Origin of the sequence: Streptococcus sp. 68 (genome assembly GCF_013277415.1) — a bacterium.
Taxonomy (GTDB): Bacteria; Bacillota; Bacilli; order Lactobacillales; family Streptococcaceae; genus Streptococcus.
On the sequence record NZ_VMMX01000003.1, the window covers coordinates 189,790 to 214,964 of the forward strand.

Sequence of the window (25,175 nt, forward strand, 5' to 3'; positions counted from 1 at the left end):
CTAGCTTCCTAGTTTGCTCGCTTTGATTTTCATGGAGTATTAGAAAGGAGACCTCATGACACTTCCAGTTAGAAAATCCCTACATGATGCGGTTTTACAGGCTTCAAAAGCGGATACTTGGGAACAAGCTACCAAGGAATGGAATGAAGTTTCCTTGATTTTTAACGGTATCGGCCGTAGCAATTGTGTCTGTGGAAATGCTATCAAGTACGCCTACGAACTCTTTAACGGCGTCACAGGACAACGTCTCTTTCCGATTGGTAGCGATTGTGTTCGGCATTTTCATCGATTGGCCCTTGACCAGCAATTGGAAGAGGAAGAAAAATTGCTCAGAAAGATTGAAAATCTGACCAGAAAAGCCCAGAAAAAGGAAAAAATCAAGGTCAATAAAAGTGACTTTGACGAGCGACTTCTAAAGTGGCTCTGGGAAAAAGGTATTTTCAAACCCAATCGTGGCAATCAATTTGCACCTGAGAGAGACTACCAGCTTTTCTTAGAAGTCTTTCAAGGAGGAAGTTGGACCAAGGCAGAGCCCAAGAAAAAGGCTCGGATGGAAGAAGTTCTTGAAAAATGTATCAAACCCTTCTTACTTGGAAAACCAGATGACCAACTCTATCTTGTCAAGCTAGGCAAGGAGAAAATTGACTACGAGCAAGAACTCCGTATCCAGGCAGAGAAGGAGCGCAAGAAGAGGGATAAAATCGCCAAGCAATATGCAGACAATCTGGTTCTAGCTATGGGACCAGCAGAGCGTGCTTATCAAGATTACTTTGGCTTTACAGAAACCCTGACCCAAGAAGAACGCAAGTGGGAGAAAATTCTTTTTGGTAAAAATCGGACAGAACGGGCTATCAAGGCCAAACAATACCAAAAAGAGTTGGAAAAAGACCAACGAATTGCAGCCCAAGATCCAATTGAAAGAAAGCAGAAGCAGACCTGGCTCCTCAATGCCTATTTTCGTGATCTACCTGAAGAAAAATCCAGATTTGCTCGGCTCTTATTAGAATATCGAAAAAGTGGTGAAGTACCCTTTTCAACTGAATACTTATCAGACCATCTGCTAGACTTTTTCTATAAAATGAAAGCCTTTGAGTTTGAAATCGCACCAGAACAAGTTCGAGATTTTTTAAAAGAAAGCCTCCAGACAGAACATCTATCCTCAGCACAAGAAAGCTGGATAGAAGGAATTCTCCTCAACTGCATCAAACCATTTTTAGAACGATTAGTGATATGAGTAACACCTACCGTGGAAATTCCATGGTAGGTGTTATTGTATCCCAAAAATAATATAAAACAAAGTATGAAAACGCTCCTCAATTTTAAGACTTTTCGGTAAATAAATAGTATAATTAAGGTATACTGCCTTTTTTATAGATAATACATTAATATAATAAAAGTCTTTATAACATTTATAAATTTTATTTCAAGGAGGAATCATGGAAAAGTATTTTGGTGAAAAACAGCAGCGTTTTTCATTTAGAAAATTATCAGTAGGACTTGTATCTGCTACGATTTCAAGTTTGTTTTTTATGTCTGTATTAGGTAGTTCATCTGTAGAGGCTCAAGAGACTAAAGGTGTTCACTATAAATATGTGACAGAGTCAGAGCTATCATCAGATGAAAAGAAGCAGCTTGTCTATGATATTCCAACATACGTGGAGAATGATGATGAGACTTATTATCTTGTTTATAAGTTAAATTCTCAAAATCAACTGGCGGAATTGCCAAATACTGGAAGCAAGAATGATATGCAAACCTTGGTTGCTGGTGCTAGCTTAGCTGCTCTGGGAATTTTAATTTTTGCTGTTTCTAAGAAAAAAGTTAAGAACAAAACGGTACTACATTTAGTATTGGTTGCAGGGATAGGAAATGGTGTCCTAATTTCAGCCCATGCTTTAGAAAATAATCTTTTACTGAATTACAATACGGACTATGAATTGACCTCTGGAGAAAAATTACCTCTTCCTAAAGATATTTCAGGTTACAGATATGTTGGATATATCAAAGAGGGAAACATAACTTCTGAGTCTAAAGTAAATAATCAAGAAAAATCAGCAGCCACTCCTACAAAACAACAAAAGGTGGATTATAGTGTTACACCGAATTTTGTAGACCATCCCAAAGTACAAGATATTCAGGAAGAAAAAACAGCTTCTTCAACTAAGCCGACAGAAGTTCAAGTAGTTGAAAAACCTCTTTCTACAGAATTAACGAATCCAAGAAAAGAAGAGAAACAATCTTCAGATTCTCAAGCACAATTAGCAGAACATAAGAATCTAGAAACGAAGAAAGAGGAGAAGAATTCTCCAAAAGAAAAGACTGGGGTAAATACATTAAATCCACAGGATGAAGTTTTATCAGGTCAATTGAACAAACCTGAACTCTTATATCGTGATGAAACTATAGAGAAAAAAATAGATTTTCAAGAAGAAGTTCAGGAGAATCCTGATTTAGCTGAAGGAACTGTAAGAGTAAAACAAGAAGGTACATTAGGTAAAAAAGTTGAAGTCATCAGAATATTCTCTGTAAACAAGGAAGAAGTTTCGCGAGAAATTGTTTCAACTTCAACGACTGCGCCTGTTTCAAGAATAGTCGAAAAAGGTACTAAAAAAACTCAAGTTATAACGGAACAACCTGAGACTGGTGTAGAACATAAGGACGTACAGTCTGGAGCTATTGTTGAACCCGCAATTCAGCCTGAACTACCAGCAGCTGTAGTAACCGACAAAGGTGAACCTGCAATCCAGCCAGCGTTACCAGAAGCTGTTGTAGCCGACAAAGGTGAGCCCGAAGTCCAACCAGAGTTGCCAGAAGCTGTTGTAACAGATAAGGGTGAACCAGAACAGGTAGCCACGCTACCAGAATATACAGGTCTACAAGCTGGAGCTATTGTTGAACCTGAAAAAGTTGAACCGGAATATGCTGGAGTACAAGCTGGGGCTATTGTTGAACCTGAGCAAGTAGCCCCCCTGCCAGAATACACAGGAGTCCAGGCTGGAGCGATAGTCGAACCAGAACAAGTAGCACCCCTACCAGAATACACAGGCCCACAAGCTGGAGCTATTGTTGAACCGGAGCAGGTAACCCCACTGCCAGAATACACAGGAGTACAAGCTGGCGCTATTGTTGAACCAGAGAAGGTAGAAGCACTTCCTGAATACAAGGGGAATATTGAGCAACTAAAACCTGAAACTCCCGTTGAGAAGCCGAAAGAAACAGATCCAGAAAAAACAATAGAACTAAGAAGTGTTTCTGATGTGGAGCTCTATAGTTATGAAGGAGATCGGTCAAGACAGCATACAAGATTGGATAAAGTACCAGATAATAAATCTGCTTATTTCATTAAGGTGAAGTCAACTAAATTTAAAGATGTACTGCTCCCAGTTTCAAATATTGAGGACACTACAAAAGACGGTAACGCAGTCTATAAAATTACAGCTAGATTGGAACACTTGAAGCAATCTGTAGACAATCAATACCAAGATAATTTTACTTATTATCTTCCAAAAGTTGTTCAAAACGATAGCCCTATCTACACATCATTTAAAAAATTAGTAACTGATATGAATAGTAGACCAGATGGAACTTTTACACTGGGTGCGACCATGAATGCTCGCGAGTTTGAGTTAAATGAAAATCAAGAAAGTTATATTACAAATAACTTTACAGGGAAATTGATTGGTAGTCATCAGGGTAAACATTATGCTATCTATAATTTGAAAAAGCCGTTATTCAATAGATTAGAACACGCTACTGTTAAGGATCTCACCTTAAAAGATGTCAATATTTCTGGTAAGAATCATGTCGCATCAGTTGCTAAGGAAGCCACAAATTCTTCAACTTTAGATAACGTTCACGCAAATGGAATCATTGCTGGTGAGCTAGGTATCGGAGGACTTGTCCAAAAAGTTGAAAATTCTACCGTAAGTAATAGTAGCTTCACCGGAAGAATAACAAATACTTTTGTTACAACCTCTCAGTATGCAATTGGTGGTCTAGTCGGTCAATTAACTGGTACGAATGCTAGTGTAGGTCATTCTATAGCATCAGTAACTATTTCAAGTAATGCAGAACGTTCTAACCAAACCATTGGCGGAATTGCAGGTATCGTAGAAAATAATGCAACTGTAGCAAATAGTTATGCTGAAGGTGAAATAAATAATGTTAAACCATTCGCTAGAGTTGGTGGAGTTGCAGGTTCCCTATGGACACAAGACGGCGGAGCAGATGATAATACCGGCCACTTGAATAACGTTCTCAGCGATATGAATATTACAAATGGGAATGCGATTTCTGGATACCATTTTGATGGTATGAAGCAGACAAAGGTATACAGTAATAAAGACAATAAGGTAGTTAATGTTCAAGCAGTTGGAGATGAGGTAATGTCAGTTGATTCCACTGTAGAACGTGGTACTGAGATTGAAAAAGAAGCAGTTCAAGCCAAGAAAGACCAGATTACTACAAAGAAAACTATAACCGTGGAAGATTTCACAAATTCTGCTAAACAGGATGTAGATTATACCAAGGCCACTCATTATCAAGCGGCAAGAGAAGTTGCATATAAAAATATAGAAAAATTATTGCCTTTCTATAATAGAGACACCATTGTGAAGTATGGAAATCAATTGTCAGCTGATAATAATCTATTTAAGAAAGAATTGTTATCTGTTGTCGCTATGAAAAATGAGGAAGTGGTTTCAGATATTACTTCAGACAAGCACTCTATCAATCACTTATTACTACATTACAAAGATGGAACATCTGAGAAAGTAAACGTAACCTACCATAGTGACTTTGCAAATCTGGCTGAGTATACTATTGGAACTACAGGTCTAGTATACACACCAAATACTTTCCTAAAAGATTATACATCTATAATAGATAGAGTTAAAAATGACTTAACTGCAGTACAGTATAATCCAACTGCTCTTAAGAATTTGTTAGGAATTTCGGATAATGTTAAATTAACAGAACTCTATCTAGATGAGCAATTCACTAAGACAAAAGATCACTTAACTGAAACTCTTAAAAAATTACTTTCAGTTGATGCAGCTGTTTCTGGAAATAATAGTGCTATTGACAATTACATTGTTGATAAAATCAAGCGCAACAAAGAAGCCTTGATGCTAGGATTAACCTATCTAGAACGCTGGTATGATTTCCAATTTGATAAGGCTAGCGCAAAAGATTTGCTTATGTTCCATATGGATTTCTTTGGTAAGGGAAATACCTCTCCTCTTGATACGATTATTGAACTAGGCAAATCTGGCTACAACAATCTCTTGGCTAAAAATAATGTGGTTACTTACAATGCCTTGTTGACTAATAACTACAGTACAAAAGATTTGTTTAGTGCTTTAGAAGGTTACCGTAAAGCATTTGCACCACATCAAACTAACAATGAATGGTTTAAATCACAGACAAAAGCCTTAATCGTTGAAGAAAAATCTAATATTCCAGAAGTGAGGGCTAATCAGGAAAAAGTTGGCAGCAAGTACTCTATCGGTGTCTATGATCGAATCACTAGCGACAGCTGGAAATACCGTAACATGGTACTGCCTCTACTTACCTTGCCAGAAAGATCCGTATTTGTCATTTCAACCATATCTAGTCTAGGTTTTGGTTCTTATGATCGCTATCGTAATAAAGAACATCAAGCAAATGGTGATCTAAATAACTTTGTTGAAAAGAGTGCTCACGAAACAGCAGAGCGTCAACGAGATCACTATGATTATTGGTATCGTATTCTAGATAAGGAAGGGCGTGAGAAACTTTACCGAAATATCTTGCTTTATGATGCCTATAAATTTGGAACTGATAATACTGAAGGAAAGGCTACAGAAGTAGCAGATTTTGATAATCCAAATCCTGCAATGAAACATTTCTTTGGACCTGTTGGAAATAAGGTTGGACATAATGGACACGGTGCTTATGCTACAGGGGATGCCGTTTATTATATGGGTTATCGTATGTTGGATAAGGATGGAGCTATCACTTATACACATGAAATGACGCATGATTCAGATCAGGACATCTATCTTGGTGGCTATGGTCGAAGAAGTGGCTTGGGACCAGAGTTTTTTGCTAAAGGCTTATTGCAAGCACCAGACCATCCAGAAGATGCGACAATCACCATTAATTCGATCTTGAAACATTTAAAATCGGATAGTAAAGAAGGAGAACGATTACAAATACTCGATCCAACTACGAGATTTAAAGACGCGACAGATCTTCAAAAATATGTACACAACATGTTTGATGTTGTTTATATGTTGGAATATCTTGAAGGAAATTCAATTCTTAAATTGGATACGAATCAAAAACAACAACTTCTTAGAAAAGTTACAAATGAGTATCATCCAGATCCAGATGGAAATAGTGTCTATGCAACAAATGTAGTTAAAGATTTGGCATATGCAGAAGCTGAAAAATTACATTCATTTAATGATTTGATTGAGAATAATATTATTTCGTCTAGGGAATATGCTTCAGGTAAATACGAAAGAAATGGTTACTATACGATCAAACTATTTGCGCCGATTTATGCAGCATTAAGTAATGATAAAGGAACGCCAGGTGACCTGATGGGCCGTCGTATAGCCTATGAACTATTAGCTGCAAAAGGATTTAAAGATGGTATGGTACCATATATCTCAAATCAATTTGAACCCGATGCTAGGGCAAATAATAAAACGATTACCTCATATGGTAAGACCAAAGGATTAGTAACAGATACATTAGTACTTCAGAAATTATTTAATGGTCAATACCACACTTGGAGTGATTTTAAAAAGGCCATGTATAAAGAGCGCCAAGATAAGTTTGGACAATTAAATACAGTGTCATTTAAAGATCCATCAACCCCTTGGTATAATCGAAAAATAAAGACTATTAAATCGATAAACGAGTTAGAAAATTTAATGAGAAAAGCTGTATTGGAAGATTTAGATACACCTCATTGGGATAACTATAATCCAGAAACAGATAGTGCGGTTCATAAGTTGAAAAAAGCAATCTTTAAAGCTTATCTTGACCAAACCGATGATTTTAGAAGTTCAATTTTTGAGAATAAAAAATAGTTTTTACTGTTAGGAAATAAAATTAAAGAAGGTGATTACGCTTGTCATTATTTAAAAAAGAACGATTTTCGATCCGAAAAATCTGTGGGATTGTTGGTTCGGTATTACTCGGAAGTATCTTGGTTGCGCCGTCAATCATTCATGCTTCTACCTATCATTATGTTGAAAAAAGCGCTCTTATAAAGGAAGAACAAAGCAAGATTCAAGCAGGAATTCCTACTGATAATGAGGTAACTTATGCTCTTATTTATCAGCAGGAAACTCTTCCTGCGACAGGTTCATCGACTTCTGTGCTTACAGCTTTAGGTCTATTAGCTGTTGGTAGTTTAGTCCTTTTGGTTCATAAAAATAAAAAAGTTGCTAGTCTGTTCTTAGTTACTACGATTGGACTGATTAGTCTTTCTAGTATGCAAGCTCTCGATCTAAGCAATCCTTTGAAAGCTCCAAGTAATGAAGGAGTAGTTCAAATTGCTGGGTATCGTTATATTGGATACTTACCCCTTAATGATGATGCAATTTCAGAAATTCAACATAAAGCTGAGGGGACAAAAAATGTTCCAGTATCTGAAACTCAGGAAAGTATCCCTAATGAAGCGCCTAAAGCAGAAAAACCTAAAAATCCAGAGTCTGTAAGCACCGTTCCAAACGAGACAACTAAATCAGAGAAGCCAGAGTACACTGCACCGGTAGGCACAGTCCCTGACGAGGCGCCTAAAGCTGAGAAGCCAGAACATACAGCACCAGTTAGTGGTAATCTGGTAGAATCTGAAGTTCATGAGAAACCAGAATATACAGCTCCAATTGGCGGTAATTTAGTTGAACCAGCAGTTCATGAAAAACCAGCATACACTGAACCTGTAGGTACTGTTCCAGATGAAGCGCCTAAGTCTGAGAAGCCAGAGTACACAGCTCCTGTAGGTACAGTTCCAGATAAAGCGCCTAAAACTGAAAAACCAGAATATACCGAACCTGTAGGTGCAACAGGAGTAGACGAAAACGGAAACTTGATTGCACCACCTGTTAACGACATTCCAGAATACACTGAACCAGTAGGTACAACAGGAGTAGATGAAAACGGAAACTTGATTGCACCACCTGTTAACGACATTCCAGAATACACTGAACCAGTAGGTACAACAGGAGTAGACGAAAACGGAAACTTGATTGCACCACCTGTTAACGACATTCCAGAATACACTGAACCAGTATCTACAGTTTCAGAAGTTGCATCAGAAAGAGAAGAGTTGCCTTCTTTACATACCGATATCCGTACCGAGACTATTTCTAAAACGACTATAGAAGAATCTGATCCTAGCAAATTTATAGGCGAGGATTCTGTTAGACAAGTTGGTGAGGATGGCGAACGTCAAATTGTTACTAGCTATGAAGAGTTACATGGCAAAAAAATCAGTGACCCAGTTGAAACAGTAACTATTTTGAAAGAAATGAAGCCTAAAATTCTTGTAAAAGGTACCAAAGAAAAACCTAAAGAAAAAACGGCTCCTGTTTTGACCTTAGATAGAACAAATACAAATGTATTAAACCGATCCGCAACTCTTTCTTATCATTTAGTTAATACAGATGGAGTCACAATCAATAAAATTACTGCGACAATTAAAGATGGAAATGAAATTGTCAAAACAGTAGATTTGACTTCAGAGCAGTTAAATAAGCAGGTAGAAGATTTAAAATTCTACAAGGACTATAAGATAGAGACCACTATGACCTATGACCGTGGCAAGGGAGAAGAAACTGCAATATTAGAAGAGAAACCACTTCGCTTGGATTTGAAAAAAGTTGAAATTAAAAATATCGCATCTACTAATTTAGTGAAGGTAAATGACGATGGTACTGAAACACCTAGTGATTTCATGACTGAAAAACCTTCAGATGAAGATGTGAAGAAAATGTACTTAAAAATTACTAGTCGTGATAATAAAGTAACACGTTTAGCAGTTGATAAGATTGAGGTAATAACTGAAAAAGAAAAAGAACTTTATAAAATTACAGCAACCGCTCAAGATTTAATTCAACATGTTGATCCATCTAAGACTAGAAATGAATACATTCATTACATTGAAAAACCAGTTCCAAAAGTTGATAACGTTTATTATAACTTTAAAGAATTGGTAGATGCTATGAATGCTGATAAAAACGGTACATTTAAAATCGGTGCAGATTTGAACGCAGAAAATGTACCAACGCTTAATAAAGAATATGTACCTGGGACATTTAGAGGTACATTGACCAGTGTAGAAGGTAACCAGTATTCAATTCATAACATGAAACGTCAATTATTCGGTGGTATCGAAGGTGGTTCAGTTAAAAATATTAACTTAGCAAACGTTAATATCAATATGCCTTGGATTAATGATATTTCAGCACTTGCTAATACTGTTAAAAATGCGACAGTTGAGAATATCAAGGTTACTGGTAGCATTCTTGGAAACAATAGTATTGCTGGTATTGTTAATAAGATTGATCGTGGTGGCCTGTTAAGAAATGTAGCATTTATCGGTAAATTGCAGGCTGTTGGTGATCGTGATTGGAATTTAGCTGGTATTGCTGGTGAAATTTGGAAAGGTAACTTAGATAGAGCATATGCTGATGTAACAATCACAGGTAAACGAGCTAGAGCTGCTGGACTTGTTGCGAAATCTGATAATGGTATGGATAATTTCACTGTAGGAAAAGAGGGCTCTGTTCGTCATTCAGTTGCTAAAGGTACAATTGACATTGATAATCCAGTTGATGTTGGTGGGTTTATCAGTTCTAACTGGGTATTAGGGCAAATTGAAGATAACGTATCAATGGTGAAAGTTTCTAAAGGTGAGATCTTCTATGGTTCAAGAAATATAGATGACGAAGGTGGTTACTTCTCAGGTAATAGACTTGAAAATGATTTCGTTGTTCGTGATATGAGTACAGGAGCCTCTTCATATCAACGTTCTAAACGTGTTAAAGAAATTAGTTTAGAAGAAGCTAATAAGAAAATTAAAGGGTACAATATAACAGCTAGTGGATTTGAAATTAGTACTCTTCCTGAAGATACGCTTAACCTTACAACACCAAAATCAGAGGAATACAAATCAACGCAAGATTACAAATCCGAACGTGATTTAGCTTATCGTAATATTGAGAAACTTCAACCATTTTATAACAAAGAGTGGATTGTCAACCAAGGTAACAAACTTGCAGAAGATTCAAACTTAGCTAAGAAAGAAGTCCTTTCTGTTACGGGTATGAAGGATGCTCAATTCGTGACCGATTTATCAGATATTGATAAAATAATGATTCACTATGCAGATGGCACTAAAGAAGAAATGTTTGTAACTGCTAATGCTGATTCCAAAGTGAAACAAGTTCGTGAGTATGCGATTGCTGGACAAAATGTTGTTTATACACCGAATATGGTTGTTAAAAATCGTGATAAATTGATTGCTGATGTTAAATCTCAATTATCAAGTGTGGAATTGATTTCACAAGAAGTAAGAGATTTAATGAGTAGACGTGATAAACCTGCAGAGAATACGGATGAACGTAAGAATGGTTATATTAAAGATCTATACTTAGAAGAAAGCTTTTCCGAAGTGAAGCAAAATCTAGATAAGTTAGTCAAAGCCTTGGTCGAAAATGAAGACCATCAATTAAATGGTGATGAAGCTGCGATAAAATCACTTCTCAAGAAAGTGGAAACCAATAAAGCTAAAATCATGATGGCTCTGACTTATCTCAATCGTTACTATGATATCAAATACGGTGACATGAGTATAAAAAACATCTTGATGTTCAAACCTGATTTTTATGGTAAAACACCAAGTGTTATTGACAGACTCATCAACATCGGTTCAAGTGAAAAGAACTTGAAAGGGGATCAGACTCAGGATGCTTACCGTGAAATCATCGCAGGTAATACTGGTAAAGGTAATTTGCGTAACTTCTTAGAATACAACATGCGTTTGTTCACTGAGGATAAAGATATTAACGATTGGTTTATCCATTCTGCTAAAAATGTTTATGTTTCAGAACCTAAGACAACAAATACAGAGTTGAAAGATAAACGTCATCGTGTGTTCGATGGTTTAGATAACGGTGTTCATGGACGTATGATTTTGCCTTTATTAACGCTTAAGAATGCTCATATGTTCTTAATTTCAACATACAATACGATGGCTTATAGTTCATTTGAGAAATATGGTAAACATACAGAAGAAACTAGAAATGAATTCAAAAAAGAAATTGATAAGGTTGCACATGCACAACAAACTTACCTTGACTTCTGGTCACGTTTATCATTATCTAATGTTCGTGATAGATTACTTAAGAGTCAAAATATGGTTCCAACACCTGTATGGGATAACCAAAACTATAGCGGTATAAAAGGCATAAATCGTATGGGTTATGATAAGAATAATAAACCAATTGCACCTATTCGTGAATTATATGGACCAACTTGGAAATTCCATGATACCAACTGGTATATGGGAGCTATGGCGTCAATATTCCCTAATCCTAACCCTAATGACCAAGTTTATTTCATGGTAACTGATATGATTAGTCAGTTTGGCATTTCAGCATTTACTCACGAAACAACACACGTAAACGATAGAATGCTTTACTTCGGTGGTCATAAGCATCGTCAAGGTACAGACGTCGAAGCCTATGCGCAAGGTATGTTGCAAACACCTGATAAATCAACAACTAATGGTGAATATGGTGCTTTAGGTTTGAACATGGCTTATCATCGTGAAAATGATGGTGACCAATGGTACAATTATAATCCTGACAAGTTACAAACTCGTGAAGACATCGATCGATATATGAAAAACTATAATGAAGCACTGATGATGCTAGATCATGTAGAAGCAGACGCCGTACTTCCACGATTAAATGGTAACAATAGCAAGTGGTTTAAGAAAATTGACAGAGTCGATAGACATGTTGATGGTTTAAATAAATTAACCGCTCCACACCAATGGGATAAAGTTCGTGACCTAAATGATGGAGAGAAAGCTAAATCATTAGCAAGTATCGATGATTTGGTTGATAATAACTTTATGACCAAACATAATAATCCAGGTAATGGTATATTCCGACCAGAGGACTTTAGGCCTAATTCAGCATATGTTAATGTTCAAATGATGGCTGGTATTTATGGTGGTAATACAAGTAAAGGTGCCCCAGGTTCATTATCATTCAAACATAATGCCTTCCGTATGTGGGGTTATTATGGATATGACAAAGGTTTCACTAGTTATGTATCTAGCAAATATCAAGGTGAAGCTGATAAACAAAACCAGGGTAGATTAGGTGATGATTTCATTATTAAGAAAGTTTCTGGAGACAAGTTCAAGACACTTGAAGAGTGGAAGAGACATTGGTATCACGATGTTAAAGCTAAAGCAGAACAAGGATTTACTGCTATTGAAATTGACGGTAAACAAATTACCAACTATACACAATTGAAGGATATCTTTGTTAAAGCAGTTGAAGAAGATTTGAAGAAACCAGATGACTTCTCTCACACTGTTGCTCTTAAATCTAAGGTCTTCAAAGCCCTTCTTAAAAACACAGACGGTTTCTTTAACCAACTGTTTAAAGAAGACATTTAAATGTTTAAAATATAAAGAGGGCAGTTTTTTGCTCCCTCTGAAAAGTCATCATTTGATGGCTTTTTTCTATATAGGGTACTTGAAAGGCTATCATCGGACAAAATAAAGAAGGCATGATATAATATAAAGTAGATTTCTATATCATAAAACAAAAAACTATTTGAACATCATTCATTTGAGAACTCTCTATGTTCAAACGATAGTAAAATAAAATAGGGTATCTAAACCCTTGCTACGAAAGGAAAAAATTCAATGGCTACTATTCAATGGTTTCCTGGTCACATGTCTAAAGCACGTCGACAGGTTCAGGAAAATTTAAAATTTGTTGATTTTGTAACGATTTTGGTGGATGCACGTTTACCTTTATCTAGTCAAAATCCTATGTTGACCAAAATTGTTGGTGACAAACCAAAACTCTTGATTTTAAACAAGGCAGACTTGGCTGACCCAGCAATGACCAAAGAATGGCGTCAGTATTTTGAATCACAAGGAATCCAGACGCTAGCTATCAACTCCAAAGAGCAAGTGACTGTAAAAGTTGTAACAGATGCGGCAAAAAAACTCATGGCTGATAAGATTACTCGTCAGAAAGAACGTGGTATCAAGATTGAAACCTTGCGTACCATGATTATCGGGATTCCAAATGCTGGTAAATCAACTCTTATGAACCGTTTAGCTGGTAAGAAGATTGCCATTGTCGGCAACAAACCAGGTGTTACCAAGGGGCAACAATGGCTCAAAACCAATAAAGATCTGGAAATCTTGGATACACCAGGGATTCTATGGCCTAAGTTTGAGGATGAAACTGTTGCACTGAAACTAGCCTTGACTGGAGCTATCAAAGACCAGTTGCTTCCTATGGATGAGGTAACTATTTTTGGTCTTAATTATTTCAAAGAACATTATCCAGAAAAGCTGGCTGAACGCTTCAAACAAATGAAAATTGAAGAAGAAGCGCCTGTTATTATTATGGACATGACCCGTGCCCTCGGTTTCCGTGATGACTATGACCGTTTTTACAGTCTCTTCGTGAAGGAAGTCCGCGACGGCAAACTCGGTAACTATACCTTAGATACATTGGAAGACCTCGATGGCGACGATTAAAGAAGTCAAAGAACTCCTTGCTACGGTCAAGGACTTAGATAACCCTATTTTTTTAGAGCTTGAACAGGATAATCGCTCTGGAGTTCAAAAGGAAATCAGCAAGCGTAAAAAAGCTATTCAGGCAGAATTGGATGAGGATCTTCGTTTGGAATCCATGCTCTCCTACGAAAAAGAACTTTATAAGCAAGGTTTGACCTTAATTGCTGGTGTTGATGAAGTTGGCCGTGGTCCTCTTGCTGGTCCTGTAGTCGTTGCAGCCGTTATTTTACCTAAAAATTGTAAGATTAAAGGTCTCAACGATAGCAAGAAAATTCCTAAAAAGAAACATCTGGAAATTTTCCAAGCCGTTCAAAACCAAGCCTTGTCAATCGGCATTGGTATCATGGATAATCAGGTCATCGATCAAGTCAATATCTATGAAGCAACCAAATTGGCCATGCAGGAAGCAATCTCCCAGCTCAGTCCTCAACCTGAACACCTCCTGATAGATGCCATGAAACTGGAGTTGCCCATTTCACAAACTGCCATCATCAAAGGTGATGCTAATTCCCTCTCGATCGCAGCAGCTTCCATAGTAGCCAAGGTGACACGTGATGAATTGATGAAGGACTACGATCAGCAGTTTCCCGGCTATGATTTCGCTACTAATGCAGGATATGGAACAGCTAAACACCTAGAAGGACTTGACAAACTAGGAGTTACCCCAATTCACCGAACCAGCTTTGAACCCGTTAAATCACTGGTTTTAGGTAAAAAAGAAAGTTAATTGAAAGGAAATACCATGGAGGAACAGTCTGAAATAGTCCGTTCTAAGAAAGAATTCGCCTTTGCATCCAGCACTATACTATCCCAAGTTGGTCGAGGAATCATTGTCGGCCTCACCGTTGGAATTATCGTCGGATCCTTTCGTTTCTTAATTGAAAAAGGCTTCCACCTGATACAAGGACTTTATCAAGATCAAGGACACCTATTTATTAATTTATTTATTATCGCCCTGTTTTATCTAATCATCTGCTGGCTCAGTGCCAAACTGACACGCTCTGAAAAAGATATTAAAGGCTCAGGAATTCCTCAAGTCGAAGCCGAACTGAAAGGCCTCATGACCCTTAACTGGTGGGGCGTTCTCTGGAAAAAATATATTCTAGGAATTCTAGCTATTGCCAGCGGACTCATGCTGGGGCGTGAAGGGCCAAGTATCCAACTGGGAGCAGTTGGTGGTAAAGGAATTGCCAAGTGGCTCAAATCCAGTCCAGTAGAGGAACGTTCCTTAATTGCCAGTGGAGCTGCAGCAGGTTTAGCCGCTGCCTTTAATGCTCCGATTGCAGGACTTCTCTTTGTGGTAGAAGAAGTTTATCACCATTTTTCACGCTTTTTCTGGGTATCTACTCTCGCAGCTAGTCTCGTAGCAAACTTTGTTTCTCTGCTCATATTTGGCCTAACACCCGTACTGGATATGCCTGATAATATCCCTCTCATGACCCTAGATCAGTATTGGATATATCTCGTCATGGGAATTTTCCTTGGACTTTCAGGTTTTCTCTATGAGAAAGCTGTATTAAACGTCGGAAGAGTTTACGACTTGATTGGTCAAAAAATCCATTTGGATAGAGCTTATTATCCAATTCTGGCCTTCATTCTCATCATACCAGTCGGAATCTTCTTACCCCAAATCCTTGGTGGTGGAAATCAGCTGGTTCTTTCCTTAACTGAGCAAGATTTTAGTTTTCAAGTTCTGTTAGCTTACTTTTTGATCCGTTTTATCTGGAGCATGATTAGTTATGGAAGTGGTCTTCCAGGAGGGATTTTCCTACCTATTTTGGCTCTCGGTTCCTTGCTTGGTGCCCTAGTTGGTGTTATCTGTGTCAATCTTGGACTTGTCAGTCAAGAGCAATTCCCTATATTTGTCATTCTAGGAATGAGTGGCTATTTTGGAGCCATATCAAAAGCTCCCTTAACCGCCATGATCCTCGTAACTGAGATGGTAGGAGATATTCGCAACCTCATGCCACTTGGTTTAGTAACCTTGGTCTCCTACATCATTATGGACCTACTCAAAGGTGCACCAGTCTATGAAGCCATGCTGGAAAAAATGCTTCCAGAAGAAGTATCCAGCGAAGGAGAAGTTACACTTATCGAAATACCAGTTTCTGATAAAATTGCTGGGAAACAAGTTCATGAACTCAACTTACCACACAACGTCCTCATCACTACCCAAGTGCATAATGGTAAGAGCCAAACAGTTAACGGCTCAACTAGAATGTTTCTCGGAGATATGATTCACCTGGTTATTCCAAAAAGTGAAATTGGAAAAGTCAAAGATTTGTTGTTGTAGTGATTTTTACATAATTTATGTTATGTAAAAAATAAACTTCTTAATTTAATATAATAGAAAACCGATTCTCAGTAATGAGATCGGTTATTCTTTACTAACAAGATGTTTAACATCAAGTAATCGAACTTTGTTGAAAATAAGGCTATAATTAAGTTAGAAATGATAAAGCATAAAGCTAGAAAGGAGTTTACTGTATCAAATCTGTACAGTAAGATTAAAATCATGAAAAAGAAAACGATAGCAATTATACAATGCATTTTGTATCTCATAGCTCCTTATATAGCTCTCTTCAGTTATGTAGTATGAACAGAAGTTTAGTGGGTGAGATTTTTATTATTTTCCTTATTCTGTTGACTATTTCATTCTGGTTTAGTATTTGGAAACTAGAAAAAGCACTAGCTAATGATTCACAATAGAAACTGCAAAGATTTAGATCCGTAAAACTAAAAGTTTATGTACAATTGAATTAACTAAACTTAAACCATTGATAAAACTGAATTAGAAGCATAAAGTACATTTTACAATCAATGTACTTTATTTTTTATGTAAATTGTCTTAGTTACTTCCTAAAAAATATTTTATTTTAAAAAATAAATTTTGGATTATATACAATTGAAAAATTTTTAGTTTTCACTTTAATAAGGTATATTTTAGGCAATTTTGGACGAAAAAGTTTTTTATACTCAATAAAAATCAAAAAGCAAACTAGGAAGCTAGCCGCAGGCTGTACTTTGTACTTGAGTACAGTAAGGCGACGCTGACGTGGTTTGAATTTAATTTTCGAAGAGTATTAGTTATTTAGCTGACTTAGATCTGTTTTACACAGGTCTAAGTTTTTTAAAAAGCTCTATAACATCTTTCCGAAAAACTATAATTTTCTTGAAAAATAAATAAGTCTATGCTATACTACTAGTAGACTTATTTATGGAGAAAATACATGAAACGTGAGATTTTACTGGAACGAATCGACAAACTAAAACAAATCATGCCCTGGTATGTTCTGGAATACTACCAATCTAAGCTTGCTGTCCCCTATAGTTTCACAACCCTGTACGAATACCTCAAGGAATACGATCGATTTTTCAGCTGGGTTTTGGAGTCTGGTATTTCAAACGATGATAAAATGTCCGATATTCCTTTATCAGTTTTGGAAAATATGTCTAAGAAAGACATGGAATCCTTTATCCTTTATCTACGTGAACGTCCCTTGCTGAATGCTAATACAACCAAACAAGGTGTTTCTCAGACAACCATCAATCGGACTTTGTCAGCACTTTCTAGTCTTTATAAGTATTTGACTGAGGAAGTTGAAAACGATCATGGAGAACCTTATTTCTATCGTAATGTAATGAAAAAAGTTTCAACCAAGAAAATGAAAGAAACCCTTGCTGCCAGAGCTGAAAACATCAAGCAAAAACTCTTTTTAGGTGATGAAACAGAAGGTTTTCTAACTTATATTGACCAAGAGTATCCACAACAACTTTCAAATCGCGCTCTCTCATCATTCAACAAAAATAAAGAACGTGATTTGGCCATTATCGCCCTTCTCTTGGCGTCTGGTGTTCGCTTATCTGAAGCTGTTAATCTGGATCTAAGAGATCTCAATCTCAAGATGATGGTTATTGATGTCACTCGAAAAGGTGGCAAACGTGACTCGGTCAATGTCGCTGCTTTTGCTAAGCCTTATTTAGAGAATTATCTAGCCATTCGAAATCAACGCTATAAAACGGAAAAGACAGACACAGCCCTCTTTTTGACACTCTATAGAGGTGTTCCCAATCGTATTGACGCTTCCAGCGTTGAGAAAATGGTTGCTAAGTACTCTGAGGACTTCAAAGTCCGTGTAACTCCCCACAAACTGCGCCATACCCTAGCAACTAGGCTCTATGATGCTACTAAATCGCAAGTTTTGGTCAGCCATCAGCTAGGACATGCCAGTACACAAGTCACAGACCTCTATACTCATATCGTCAATGATGAACAAAAAAATGCCTTGGATAGTTTATGATTTTACGTAATATAACTTATGTAAAATATATGTCAAGAAAAGAAGTTGCTTATTTTTAGCAACTTCTTTTTCTTTATATCTGATACCAGTAAAGTAGCGTGGATTATCAATTGTTTCTATATTTTTGAAGTTCTCGTCTACCTACTACTAATTAAAATAATGTAGACAAGGAAGAATATTTTTGCTTGTATGAATTCTAAAAATCAAGCTTTTCTGGATTCAAATCTCTTCATAATCACAGTTAGACGCCAACGGTAGAGAGCCCCGCTCACGATTAGACTAATAATCAAACCAATCCAGTAAGAATAAGCTCCAAAATCTGTTAGAGAGTCGAATACCATAGCTACTGGGAGTGTCACCCCCCAATAACCAACCAAACCAAGGTAAAAAGGAATAACGGTATCCTTATACCCCCGTAAAATTCCTTGAAGCGGTGCCGCAAAGGTATCTGCTAACTGGAAGAAAAGACTGTAAGTCAAAAAACGTGCTGTCAAATCGATAAATTCTGGGTCGTTACCATAAAGACTAGCCACATTTCCTCGAAAAATGTAAAGGAAAGATAAGGTGAAGGCCGCAAAAATAAGGGCAGTCCATCTTCCTAGACCAATATAGGTTTTCGCATCATCAAATCGCTTGGCTCCCACTTCATAGGAAACGACAATAGCCATAGCCGATGAGATACTCATAGGAAAGGCGTACATAAGACTTGAAAAGTTCATGGCTGATTGGTGACTAGCGATAATCAAGGACGAGAACTTAGCCATAATCAAGCCAACCACGGAAAAGATAGCCACTTCCGCGAAAACAGTTCCCCCAATAGGAAGACCTAAACGAACTCCTTCCTTGATTTTATCCATATTAAGTGGAATTCGTCTTTCAAGGTGTAGGGCTTTGAGCTTCTCCTGTTTAAATAAAACCAGAACAGAAATTCCCAGCAAGACCCAATAAGCCAAGGAAGTACCTAAACCAGCACCAGCCCCTCCCAGCTCTGGAACTCCAAAGGCACCGTAAATCAAGAGATAGTTAAATCCGCTATTGAGAGGAAGTAACAAAAGCATGAGGTACATAGACAGTTTGGTCAAGCCCAGCGAATCCAGCAAGGAACGAATGACACTAAAGAGTAACAAGGGGATAATTCCAATAGATAAAAACCAAAGATAGCGAACCGCTACTGCTGCCACTGGTACTTCTAGTCCGATATGATTTAAAACGGGTGGTGCCAGGAAAACTACCATCCCCAGCAAGAGAACAGATAGACCCAAGGCCAGATAGATGAATTGGTAAAAATCAGACGCAACTTCTTCCTTTTTGCCTCGACCAAGATGGTGACCAATGATAGGCACCAAGGCCGACACAATTCCTGTTAGGAATGTAAAGAAAGGATTCCAGATACTAGTTGCCATAGACACACCAGCTAAGTCCATAGTATTGTATTGACCTGTCATTGCAGTGTCAACAAAAGAGGCAGAATAATTGGCAAATTGGTAGATCAGGATTGGGAAGAAAATTTTTAAAAATAATACTAACTTCTCTCGTAAACACTTTGTCTTATACATACTTCTCTTTCTATTCTGATTTATCTAAACCAAAGAGTTTCAGACCATAGTTTTTCAAACTTAGCGGAGGGTTATTAGATTTTGAAGTAGTATGCCAACACGCACATGTACGACAATAATAGCTTCTAACTAAACCTCCATTATCATATTGAACCGCATGGTCAGCTTTTTCTTTAGTTTCATATTGAATTTTAGAACGATTAGATGCGGGACACTAAATTCCGCTATTAGATTTTGCTTGTCTCTCCCTACGTTTTCGAAAATAATTCATATGCCAACTCCTATCAAGCTTGATAGACGATTTGTCCCTTACAGATAGTATATTTAACCTGCCCTTTTAAGGTTTCACCGATGAATGGTGAATTAGCTGCTTTGGAAGCAAAATGGGAGTCCACAAGGCGGTCAGCCTTAGCATCAAAAATAGTGATGTCCGCTGGACCATTCTCAGCCAAGTAACCTGCTTCAAAATTGTAAAGCTTGGCTGGGTTGTATGTCATCTTTTCGAGTAATTCCATCAAGCTTAACTCACCAGCTTCAACCAAAAAGGTCAAGCCGAGAGACAGGGATGTTTCTAAACCAGTCATACCAGATGGCGCTTTGGTAATATCCTCAACGTTTTTCTCATCTACATGATGAGGCGCGTGGTCTGTCGCGATGACTGTGATGACGCCAGATTTGAGACCTTCGATAACGGCACGACGGTCTGATTCCAAACGAAGCGGTGGATTCATCTTAGCATTACTACCTTGTGTCAAAAGAAGTGCTTCTGTCTTAGAGAAATGCTGTGGCGCTACTTCTGCTGTGACTTGCGCACCCAATCCTTGAGCAAACTCAACTACTTTAACACTTTCTTCCTTAGACAAATGCTGGATGTGAACATGGGCCTTGGTTGCATAGGCAATCATGACATCACGCGCCATCATAGCATACTCAGCAACCCCAGTCGCACCACAGATATGGAAATGTTCTTTAGCGATATTTTCGTTAAAGCCAAGAACACCGTTCAAATCTGGATCTTCCTCATGAAGACTAATAAAGGTATTAAGCTTTTTAGCTTCCTCCATGGCTTCCTTGACAACTTTACTGCTTTCAAGTGGAATGCCATCATCTGAAAATCCAACTGCTCCAGCTTCCAAGAGTGACTTAAAGTCAGTCAAGTCTTGGCCATTAAAGTTCTTGGTGATAGTGGCAACCGTCTTGACATTGATCTTTTCTTTAGCAGCTGACTGGAGAACTTCTTGCAAAGTCTCTACATCTGAAATGGTTGGACTAGTATTGGCCATCATGACAACCGTTGTAAAACCACCTGCAGCGGCCGCTAGGGCACCAGTATGAATATCCTCCTTATGGGTTTGACCAGGTTCACGGAAATGCACATGAATATCGACCAAGCCAGGAGCAACTACAAGATCTGTAGCATCAATCATCTCTGCTCCTTCTTCTTTAATCTCAGGTGCAATTTTGATAATTTTCCCATCTTGGGCTAAGACATCACACACTTGATCCAAACCAGACTTGGGATCCATTACACGACCATTTTTGATTAGTAGCATCTGCTTTCTCCTTTATTCATAGAAATCGACTTGGGTATCCAACAATTTATCCCCATCATAAACAAACTTGGCTGAAAAGAAGGGTTTATCCTCTAAAAGCCACTCAACAAAGGTATGGTCACCTTCCCAAGTCGGCTTACTCAAAACCTCATCATAGGGAACCCATTCTAGCGTTCCCTCATTGCAGTCAATCAAGTCACCCTCGAACTCCGTCACTTTAAAAACATAGGTGTACCAGTCTAAATCTGGTGTAAATTCAGGAAAAGTGATAACACCTTTTAGAACTGGCTTAGCTTTGAGCCCTGTTTCTTCGAGGATTTCACGCGCCGCGCATTCCTGAGGTGTCTCTCCTCGCTCTAGCTTACCACCCACTCCAATCCATTTCCCTTTATGAACATCATTGGGTTTCTTATTACGATGGAGCATGAGTAGTTCTTTCCCGTTATCAATGTAGCAAATCGTCGCTAACTGAGGCATATTCTCTCCTTATCTAAGCCAATCGATTGGCTCTTGTCCTGTCTCTTTTAAGAATGCATTGGCCTTGGAAAAAGGCTTGGAACCCCAAAATCCTCTGTAAACAGATAAAGGACTGGGATGGGCTGATTCGATGATCAAGTGGTGAGGATTGGTAACCAAGGCCTTCTTCTTGCGTGCATAGGCTCCCCAGAGGATGAAAACAACAGGTCTATCCAGATGATTGACCACCTGAATCACAGCATCAGTAAAAGGCTCCCAGATTTGACCAGCATGACCATTGGCCTGTCCAGCAGGAACCGTCAAACAAGCATTAAGAAGTAAGACTCCTTGTTCAGCCCAAGCTGTCAAATCATGAGATTTCTTGACCCCGATATCATCTGACAATTCCTTCAAGATATTTTGCAAGGATGGCGGAGCTGGGATAGAGTCCGGTACAGAAAAACTCAAGCCCTGCGCTTGACCTGGCCCGTGATAGGGATCTTGCCCCAGAATCACCACCTTAACTTCTTCAAGCGGTGTTGTTAAGAGAGCCTGAAAAACCTTTTCCTTGGGCGGATAAACAGTACCCTGAGCATAGACCTGCTCCATAAACTGATTGATTTTCCCAAAATAACCTTCAGGTAATTGCTCCTTAATCAAAGCATGCCAAGACGAGTGTTCCATAGCCGACTCCTTCGTTTTTACTGCCTCTATTATAGCAAAAAGTGGCTATCTAAACCACTTTTTACAGTTTATCTAAACAATCCAGCAAGTCTTGGAAGGAATAGACTTCGTAGGTTGGCTGGGCTTGTGTGTGATTTTCGAGGTGATGAGAGTTGTACCAGATAGTATCAATCCCCGCATTATTGCCACCTTGAATGTCGGCGGTTAGGGAATCTCCAATCATCAGAGTCTTTTCTTTACTAAATCCAGCAATTTGCTGGCCAATCTTTTCATAAAAAAGAGCATCTGGCTTTTGTGTTTGTAGCTGTTCAGAGATAAAAACTTGATTGAAATAAGGTGCCAGGCCAGACTGAGCCAAACGCCCTGTCTGAATGGCAGTTATTCCATTTGTCGCAGCATACAAGTCATAATCTCGCTCGATGAGACTGTCCAAAAGTTCATGAGCGCCTGAAATCGTTTGTCCCTGTTGGGCGAGGTAAAATTGGTAACGCTGGGCTAGAAAACTACCATCTTTTTCCTGTCCAAAATGAGCAAATAAACGAGAAAAGCGCGTGTTAACCAGCTCTTGTTTACTAATTTTCTTTTGCTCCAAGTCCTTCCAGAGAGCCTTGTTCATAGGAACATAATAGTCTTTATAAGCCTGAATATCTGCAACCCCTTCTTCTTTTAGGAGTTGTGTCAAAGCCACATCCTCAGCAACATCAAAATCAAGAAGAGTGTGGTCAAAGTCGAAAAGTAGAAATTTGTAGGACAATTTGAGGTTTTCCTTTCTAAGATAAACAACTTTCACTTCAGCCAGTTGTTTAATGTAAAAACTTAAAAGTAGTATAGTACCACAAAGAATAATAGTTCTAATGGATTAACTAATCCATACTAATCTAGTGAATTATAGAAAAGTCTTCTATAAATTCGAGCAATAGTTAAAATAAATACGGAGACTACCCCTATAATAGTTAAGGCTAATTTTCCTACCCCTGTTTCAGCATTTATTATGTAAGTGTGAAATAAAGGTGCTAGACCTAGCAAAACATATAAGATGTAGAAAGCTAATTTTATCTCTCCGATACCAGCAATAAAATGTTTCATTTTAAATATCCCAATTTTACCTTTTATCTTTATAATCCACTAACAAATCTATTGACTTCTCATTTTTTTGAATAATCTTGACAGCAAATTTACTCCACTTAATGCTACTAAGACTTCAATGGGTAAAAAATAGTAATCCCATATCAAATGAGAAATCAGCAATGTTAGAAATAGTATACAGTCAATATAACTATTCTGAAAATACTCTGTAATTACATAATACAGAAACACCACAACCATCAAAATTAAAACAACCATCATAATACTATCATCCTGTTCTTAATTTATTGTCACTTTTTCCATCCCATTCATCAATAGCATTAAAAAATCCAATCAATAAATGATTACCTACTCACTAACGCTATTTCCAAAATTTAATTTTTTTGGGGATTTAGTAACACAATTCCAATTAGCAATACACCTAATATAAATAAAAGTATTTCCCAAAATTTATTCTCAGTTTTAATAAAAGGTATAAGATACATACTAACCAATATGGAACTTACTCCTAAAAGAGCAAAGACCACTCTGACTCTATCACTTAGTTTAAACATATTTAATTCCCCATAAAATAAGCAGTGGCTACGTTTACTGTAAGATTCCCCCGTCTTTATGTAGAGATAATCCCCTATCAATACACCTCATCTCTTCTTACTCAATAGCAGCATAATTATTTGGTGATACGAGTTTCATAAGATTTCTCCTCTTTAACGTTGCATGGTTAGGATAGTTCTCTAATCAGTAATCGTTGACTGCGTTTAAAGCACTTTGTTACCTAGATAAAATACCCTTTCTCTACCTGATTTGATTTTAAAGAGAACTAAGATTTAACCATATCTATCTCACTTCTTATTTTTAAATAACTCATACTCTTTTTCTCTGATAAAGGGAAGTGAGAAATTAGAAAAAATTAGTAGAATTGAAAATAGGTATCCATCTTTTTGCATTGCTAAAACATAGCCTAAAAATAAATAGACAATCAAATCTAGTACAAAAAGAGAAAATATCCTCCTTTTCATTACCTTACTTTTCTTAAAGATTCTGTTTAATAGAATCTTTATCGTAGTATCTACACAAATTTTTATCAAAAAGATAAGAGTCAATACACGATTAGCAACTGTACCATGAAGAATAAATGGAAATATAGTTAATATAAAACTAGAAATCTCTAAATATTTTATCCAAGGAGATTGAGACATCTTACTTTTAAAATGACTGATTTTCCTATACTCGCTAGCTAATCTAGTATCAAAATCTTTACCAATTATATTAAAGATTAAGAACTCCAGGATAAAAATACTGATTAATACGATATAAGTAGAAACCTTTCCTGGGAAAAATTTATTGATTAAAATTGGAAAACTCATTAACAGAATCGAGTTTATAGCCAAACAAATGGATACTATTTTATTCTTCACAGAGTATATAGGTAACGATACTATTGAGTAGATAAATGCTAAAAAAATAAGCAAGAAATAATCAGTACTGCTAATTAACGGCGCCCTTAATGATAAAAATAGATAGGCACCCCACACGATGATATGCGCTTTACGAATTGACTCTAAACTACTCATATACCTACTCCTAAATCTATTTTTAGTTCACATTCTCTTTCCAACAAGTCATAAGCATTTCATGATATTTCTTTCTTCTACATTAGATAAAGTCGAAATACATTGTTAACAAATGAAAATATAATGAT

General features: G+C 37.3%; 15 protein-coding genes and 1 pseudogene. 7 read left to right on the plus strand and 9 right to left on the minus strand.

The features are described from left to right. The first annotated feature begins 55 nt into the window (after positions 1-55). The 7 genes from HT720_RS01710 to xerS all read left to right on the plus strand — a co-directional run bounded on the left by HT720_RS01710 (position 56) and on the right by xerS (position 18,138). Positions 56-1,234: a hypothetical protein gene (locus HT720_RS01710; protein ID WP_057528753.1), complete on the plus strand. Its 1,179-nt coding sequence runs from the start codon at positions 56-58 to the stop codon at positions 1,232-1,234. Between the two features lie 202 nt (positions 1,235-1,436). Next, positions 1,437-7,082: a ZmpA/ZmpB/ZmpC family metallo-endopeptidase gene (locus HT720_RS01715; protein WP_173274520.1), complete on the plus strand. Its 5,646-nt coding sequence runs from the start codon at positions 1,437-1,439 to the stop codon at positions 7,080-7,082. A gap of 41 nt (positions 7,083-7,123) precedes the next feature. Next, complete coding sequence (locus HT720_RS01720) at positions 7,124-12,694, plus strand: SIALI-17 repeat-containing surface protein (RefSeq protein WP_173274521.1); 5,571 nt, start codon at positions 7,124-7,126, stop codon at positions 12,692-12,694. 252 nt (positions 12,695-12,946) lie between these two features. After that, a complete protein-coding gene (ylqF, locus tag HT720_RS01725; RefSeq protein ID WP_173274522.1) occupies positions 12,947-13,798 on the plus strand; it encodes a ribosome biogenesis GTPase YlqF in 852 nt (283 codons plus the stop codon). Continuing rightward, positions 13,785-14,564 (plus strand): ribonuclease HII, encoded by a 780-nt coding sequence (locus HT720_RS01730; RefSeq protein ID WP_173274523.1) that lies wholly within the window; start codon positions 13,785-13,787, stop codon positions 14,562-14,564. Before ylqF ends, HT720_RS01730 begins: the two co-directional genes overlap by 14 nt. Before the next feature lie 15 nt (positions 14,565-14,579). Beyond that, entirely contained in the window at positions 14,580-16,130 is a 1,551-nt protein-coding gene (locus HT720_RS01735) for a ClC family H(+)/Cl(-) exchange transporter (protein ID WP_173274524.1), read from the plus strand. A gap of 937 nt (positions 16,131-17,067) precedes the next feature. Next, the gene (gene xerS / locus HT720_RS01740) at positions 17,068-18,138 is read left to right on the plus strand and encodes a tyrosine recombinase XerS (RefSeq protein WP_173274525.1); all 1,071 of its coding nucleotides are present in this window, start codon (positions 17,068-17,070) and stop codon (positions 18,136-18,138) included. A gap of 203 nt (positions 18,139-18,341) precedes the next feature. Here xerS and pdrM read toward each other — a convergent pair whose 3' ends face one another. From pdrM to HT720_RS01775, 9 genes and pseudogenes are all read right to left on the minus strand, one after another. Continuing rightward, on the minus strand, positions 18,342-19,694 hold the full coding sequence (pdrM, locus tag HT720_RS01745) for a sodium-coupled multidrug efflux MATE transporter PdrM (protein ID WP_049512421.1): 1,353 nt from the start codon (positions 19,692-19,694) through the stop codon (positions 18,342-18,344). 10 nt (positions 19,695-19,704) lie between these two features. After that, positions 19,705-19,965: pseudogene (locus HT720_RS10390) on the minus strand (hypothetical protein). Between the two features lie 13 nt (positions 19,966-19,978). Then, positions 19,979-21,247 (minus strand): dihydroorotase, encoded by a 1,269-nt coding sequence (locus HT720_RS01750; RefSeq protein ID WP_173274526.1) that lies wholly within the window; start codon positions 21,245-21,247, stop codon positions 19,979-19,981. A gap of 12 nt (positions 21,248-21,259) precedes the next feature. Continuing rightward, complete coding sequence (locus HT720_RS01755) at positions 21,260-21,724, minus strand: 8-oxo-dGTP diphosphatase (RefSeq protein WP_001135786.1); 465 nt, start codon at positions 21,722-21,724, stop codon at positions 21,260-21,262. A gap of 9 nt (positions 21,725-21,733) precedes the next feature. Further along, the gene (locus tag HT720_RS01760) at positions 21,734-22,387 is read right to left on the minus strand and encodes a uracil-DNA glycosylase (RefSeq protein WP_173274527.1); all 654 of its coding nucleotides are present in this window, start codon (positions 22,385-22,387) and stop codon (positions 21,734-21,736) included. 61 nt (positions 22,388-22,448) lie between these two features. Further along, positions 22,449-23,141, minus strand: coding sequence for a YjjG family noncanonical pyrimidine nucleotidase (locus tag HT720_RS01765; RefSeq protein ID WP_173274528.1), 693 nt, complete (start codon positions 23,139-23,141; stop codon positions 22,449-22,451). 119 nt (positions 23,142-23,260) lie between these two features. Continuing rightward, positions 23,261-23,473 carry a hypothetical protein gene (locus tag HT720_RS01770; RefSeq protein WP_173274529.1) on the minus strand — a complete coding sequence of 71 codons (213 nt, stop codon included), beginning with the start codon at positions 23,471-23,473 and terminating at the stop codon, positions 23,261-23,263. A 48-nt stretch (positions 23,474-23,521) separates the two neighbouring features. After that, complete coding sequence (locus HT720_RS10155) at positions 23,522-23,734, minus strand: hypothetical protein (protein WP_033688775.1); 213 nt, start codon at positions 23,732-23,734, stop codon at positions 23,522-23,524. Positions 23,735-24,315: 581 nt separating this feature from the next. Continuing rightward, entirely contained in the window at positions 24,316-25,047 is a 732-nt protein-coding gene (locus HT720_RS01775) for a hypothetical protein (protein WP_173274530.1), read from the minus strand. Positions 25,048-25,175: the final 128 nt, after the last annotated feature.

Bases quoted from the DNA above. Each gene is read 5' to 3' on its own strand.
- HT720_RS01750 (WP_173274526.1), bottom strand. From the start codon at position 21,247: ATGCTACTAATCAAAAATGGTCGTGTAATGGATCCCAAGTCTGGTTTG.
- HT720_RS01755 (WP_001135786.1), bottom strand. From the start codon at position 21,724: ATGCCTCAGTTAGCGACGATTTGCTACATTGATAACGGGAAAGAACTA.
- ylqF (WP_173274522.1), top strand. From the start codon at position 12,947: ATGGCTACTATTCAATGGTTTCCTGGTCACATGTCTAAAGCACGTCGA.
- HT720_RS01775 (WP_173274530.1), bottom strand. From the start codon at position 25,047: ATGAGTAGTTTAGAGTCAATTCGTAAAGCGCATATCATCGTGTGGGGT.
- HT720_RS01730 (WP_173274523.1), top strand. From the start codon at position 13,785: ATGGCGACGATTAAAGAAGTCAAAGAACTCCTTGCTACGGTCAAGGAC.
- HT720_RS01760 (WP_173274527.1), bottom strand. From the start codon at position 22,387: ATGGAACACTCGTCTTGGCATGCTTTGATTAAGGAGCAATTACCTGAA.
- HT720_RS10155 (WP_033688775.1), bottom strand. From the start codon at position 23,734: ATGATGGTTGTTTTAATTTTGATGGTTGTGGTGTTTCTGTATTATGTA.
- HT720_RS01770 (WP_173274529.1), bottom strand. From the start codon at position 23,473: ATGAAACATTTTATTGCTGGTATCGGAGAGATAAAATTAGCTTTCTAC.
- HT720_RS01715 (WP_173274520.1), top strand. From the start codon at position 1,437: ATGGAAAAGTATTTTGGTGAAAAACAGCAGCGTTTTTCATTTAGAAAA.
- xerS (WP_173274525.1), top strand. From the start codon at position 17,068: ATGAAACGTGAGATTTTACTGGAACGAATCGACAAACTAAAACAAATC.
- HT720_RS01710 (WP_057528753.1), top strand. From the start codon at position 56: ATGACACTTCCAGTTAGAAAATCCCTACATGATGCGGTTTTACAGGCT.
- HT720_RS01735 (WP_173274524.1), top strand. From the start codon at position 14,580: ATGGAGGAACAGTCTGAAATAGTCCGTTCTAAGAAAGAATTCGCCTTT.
- pdrM (WP_049512421.1), bottom strand. From the start codon at position 19,694: ATGTATAAGACAAAGTGTTTACGAGAGAAGTTAGTATTATTTTTAAAA.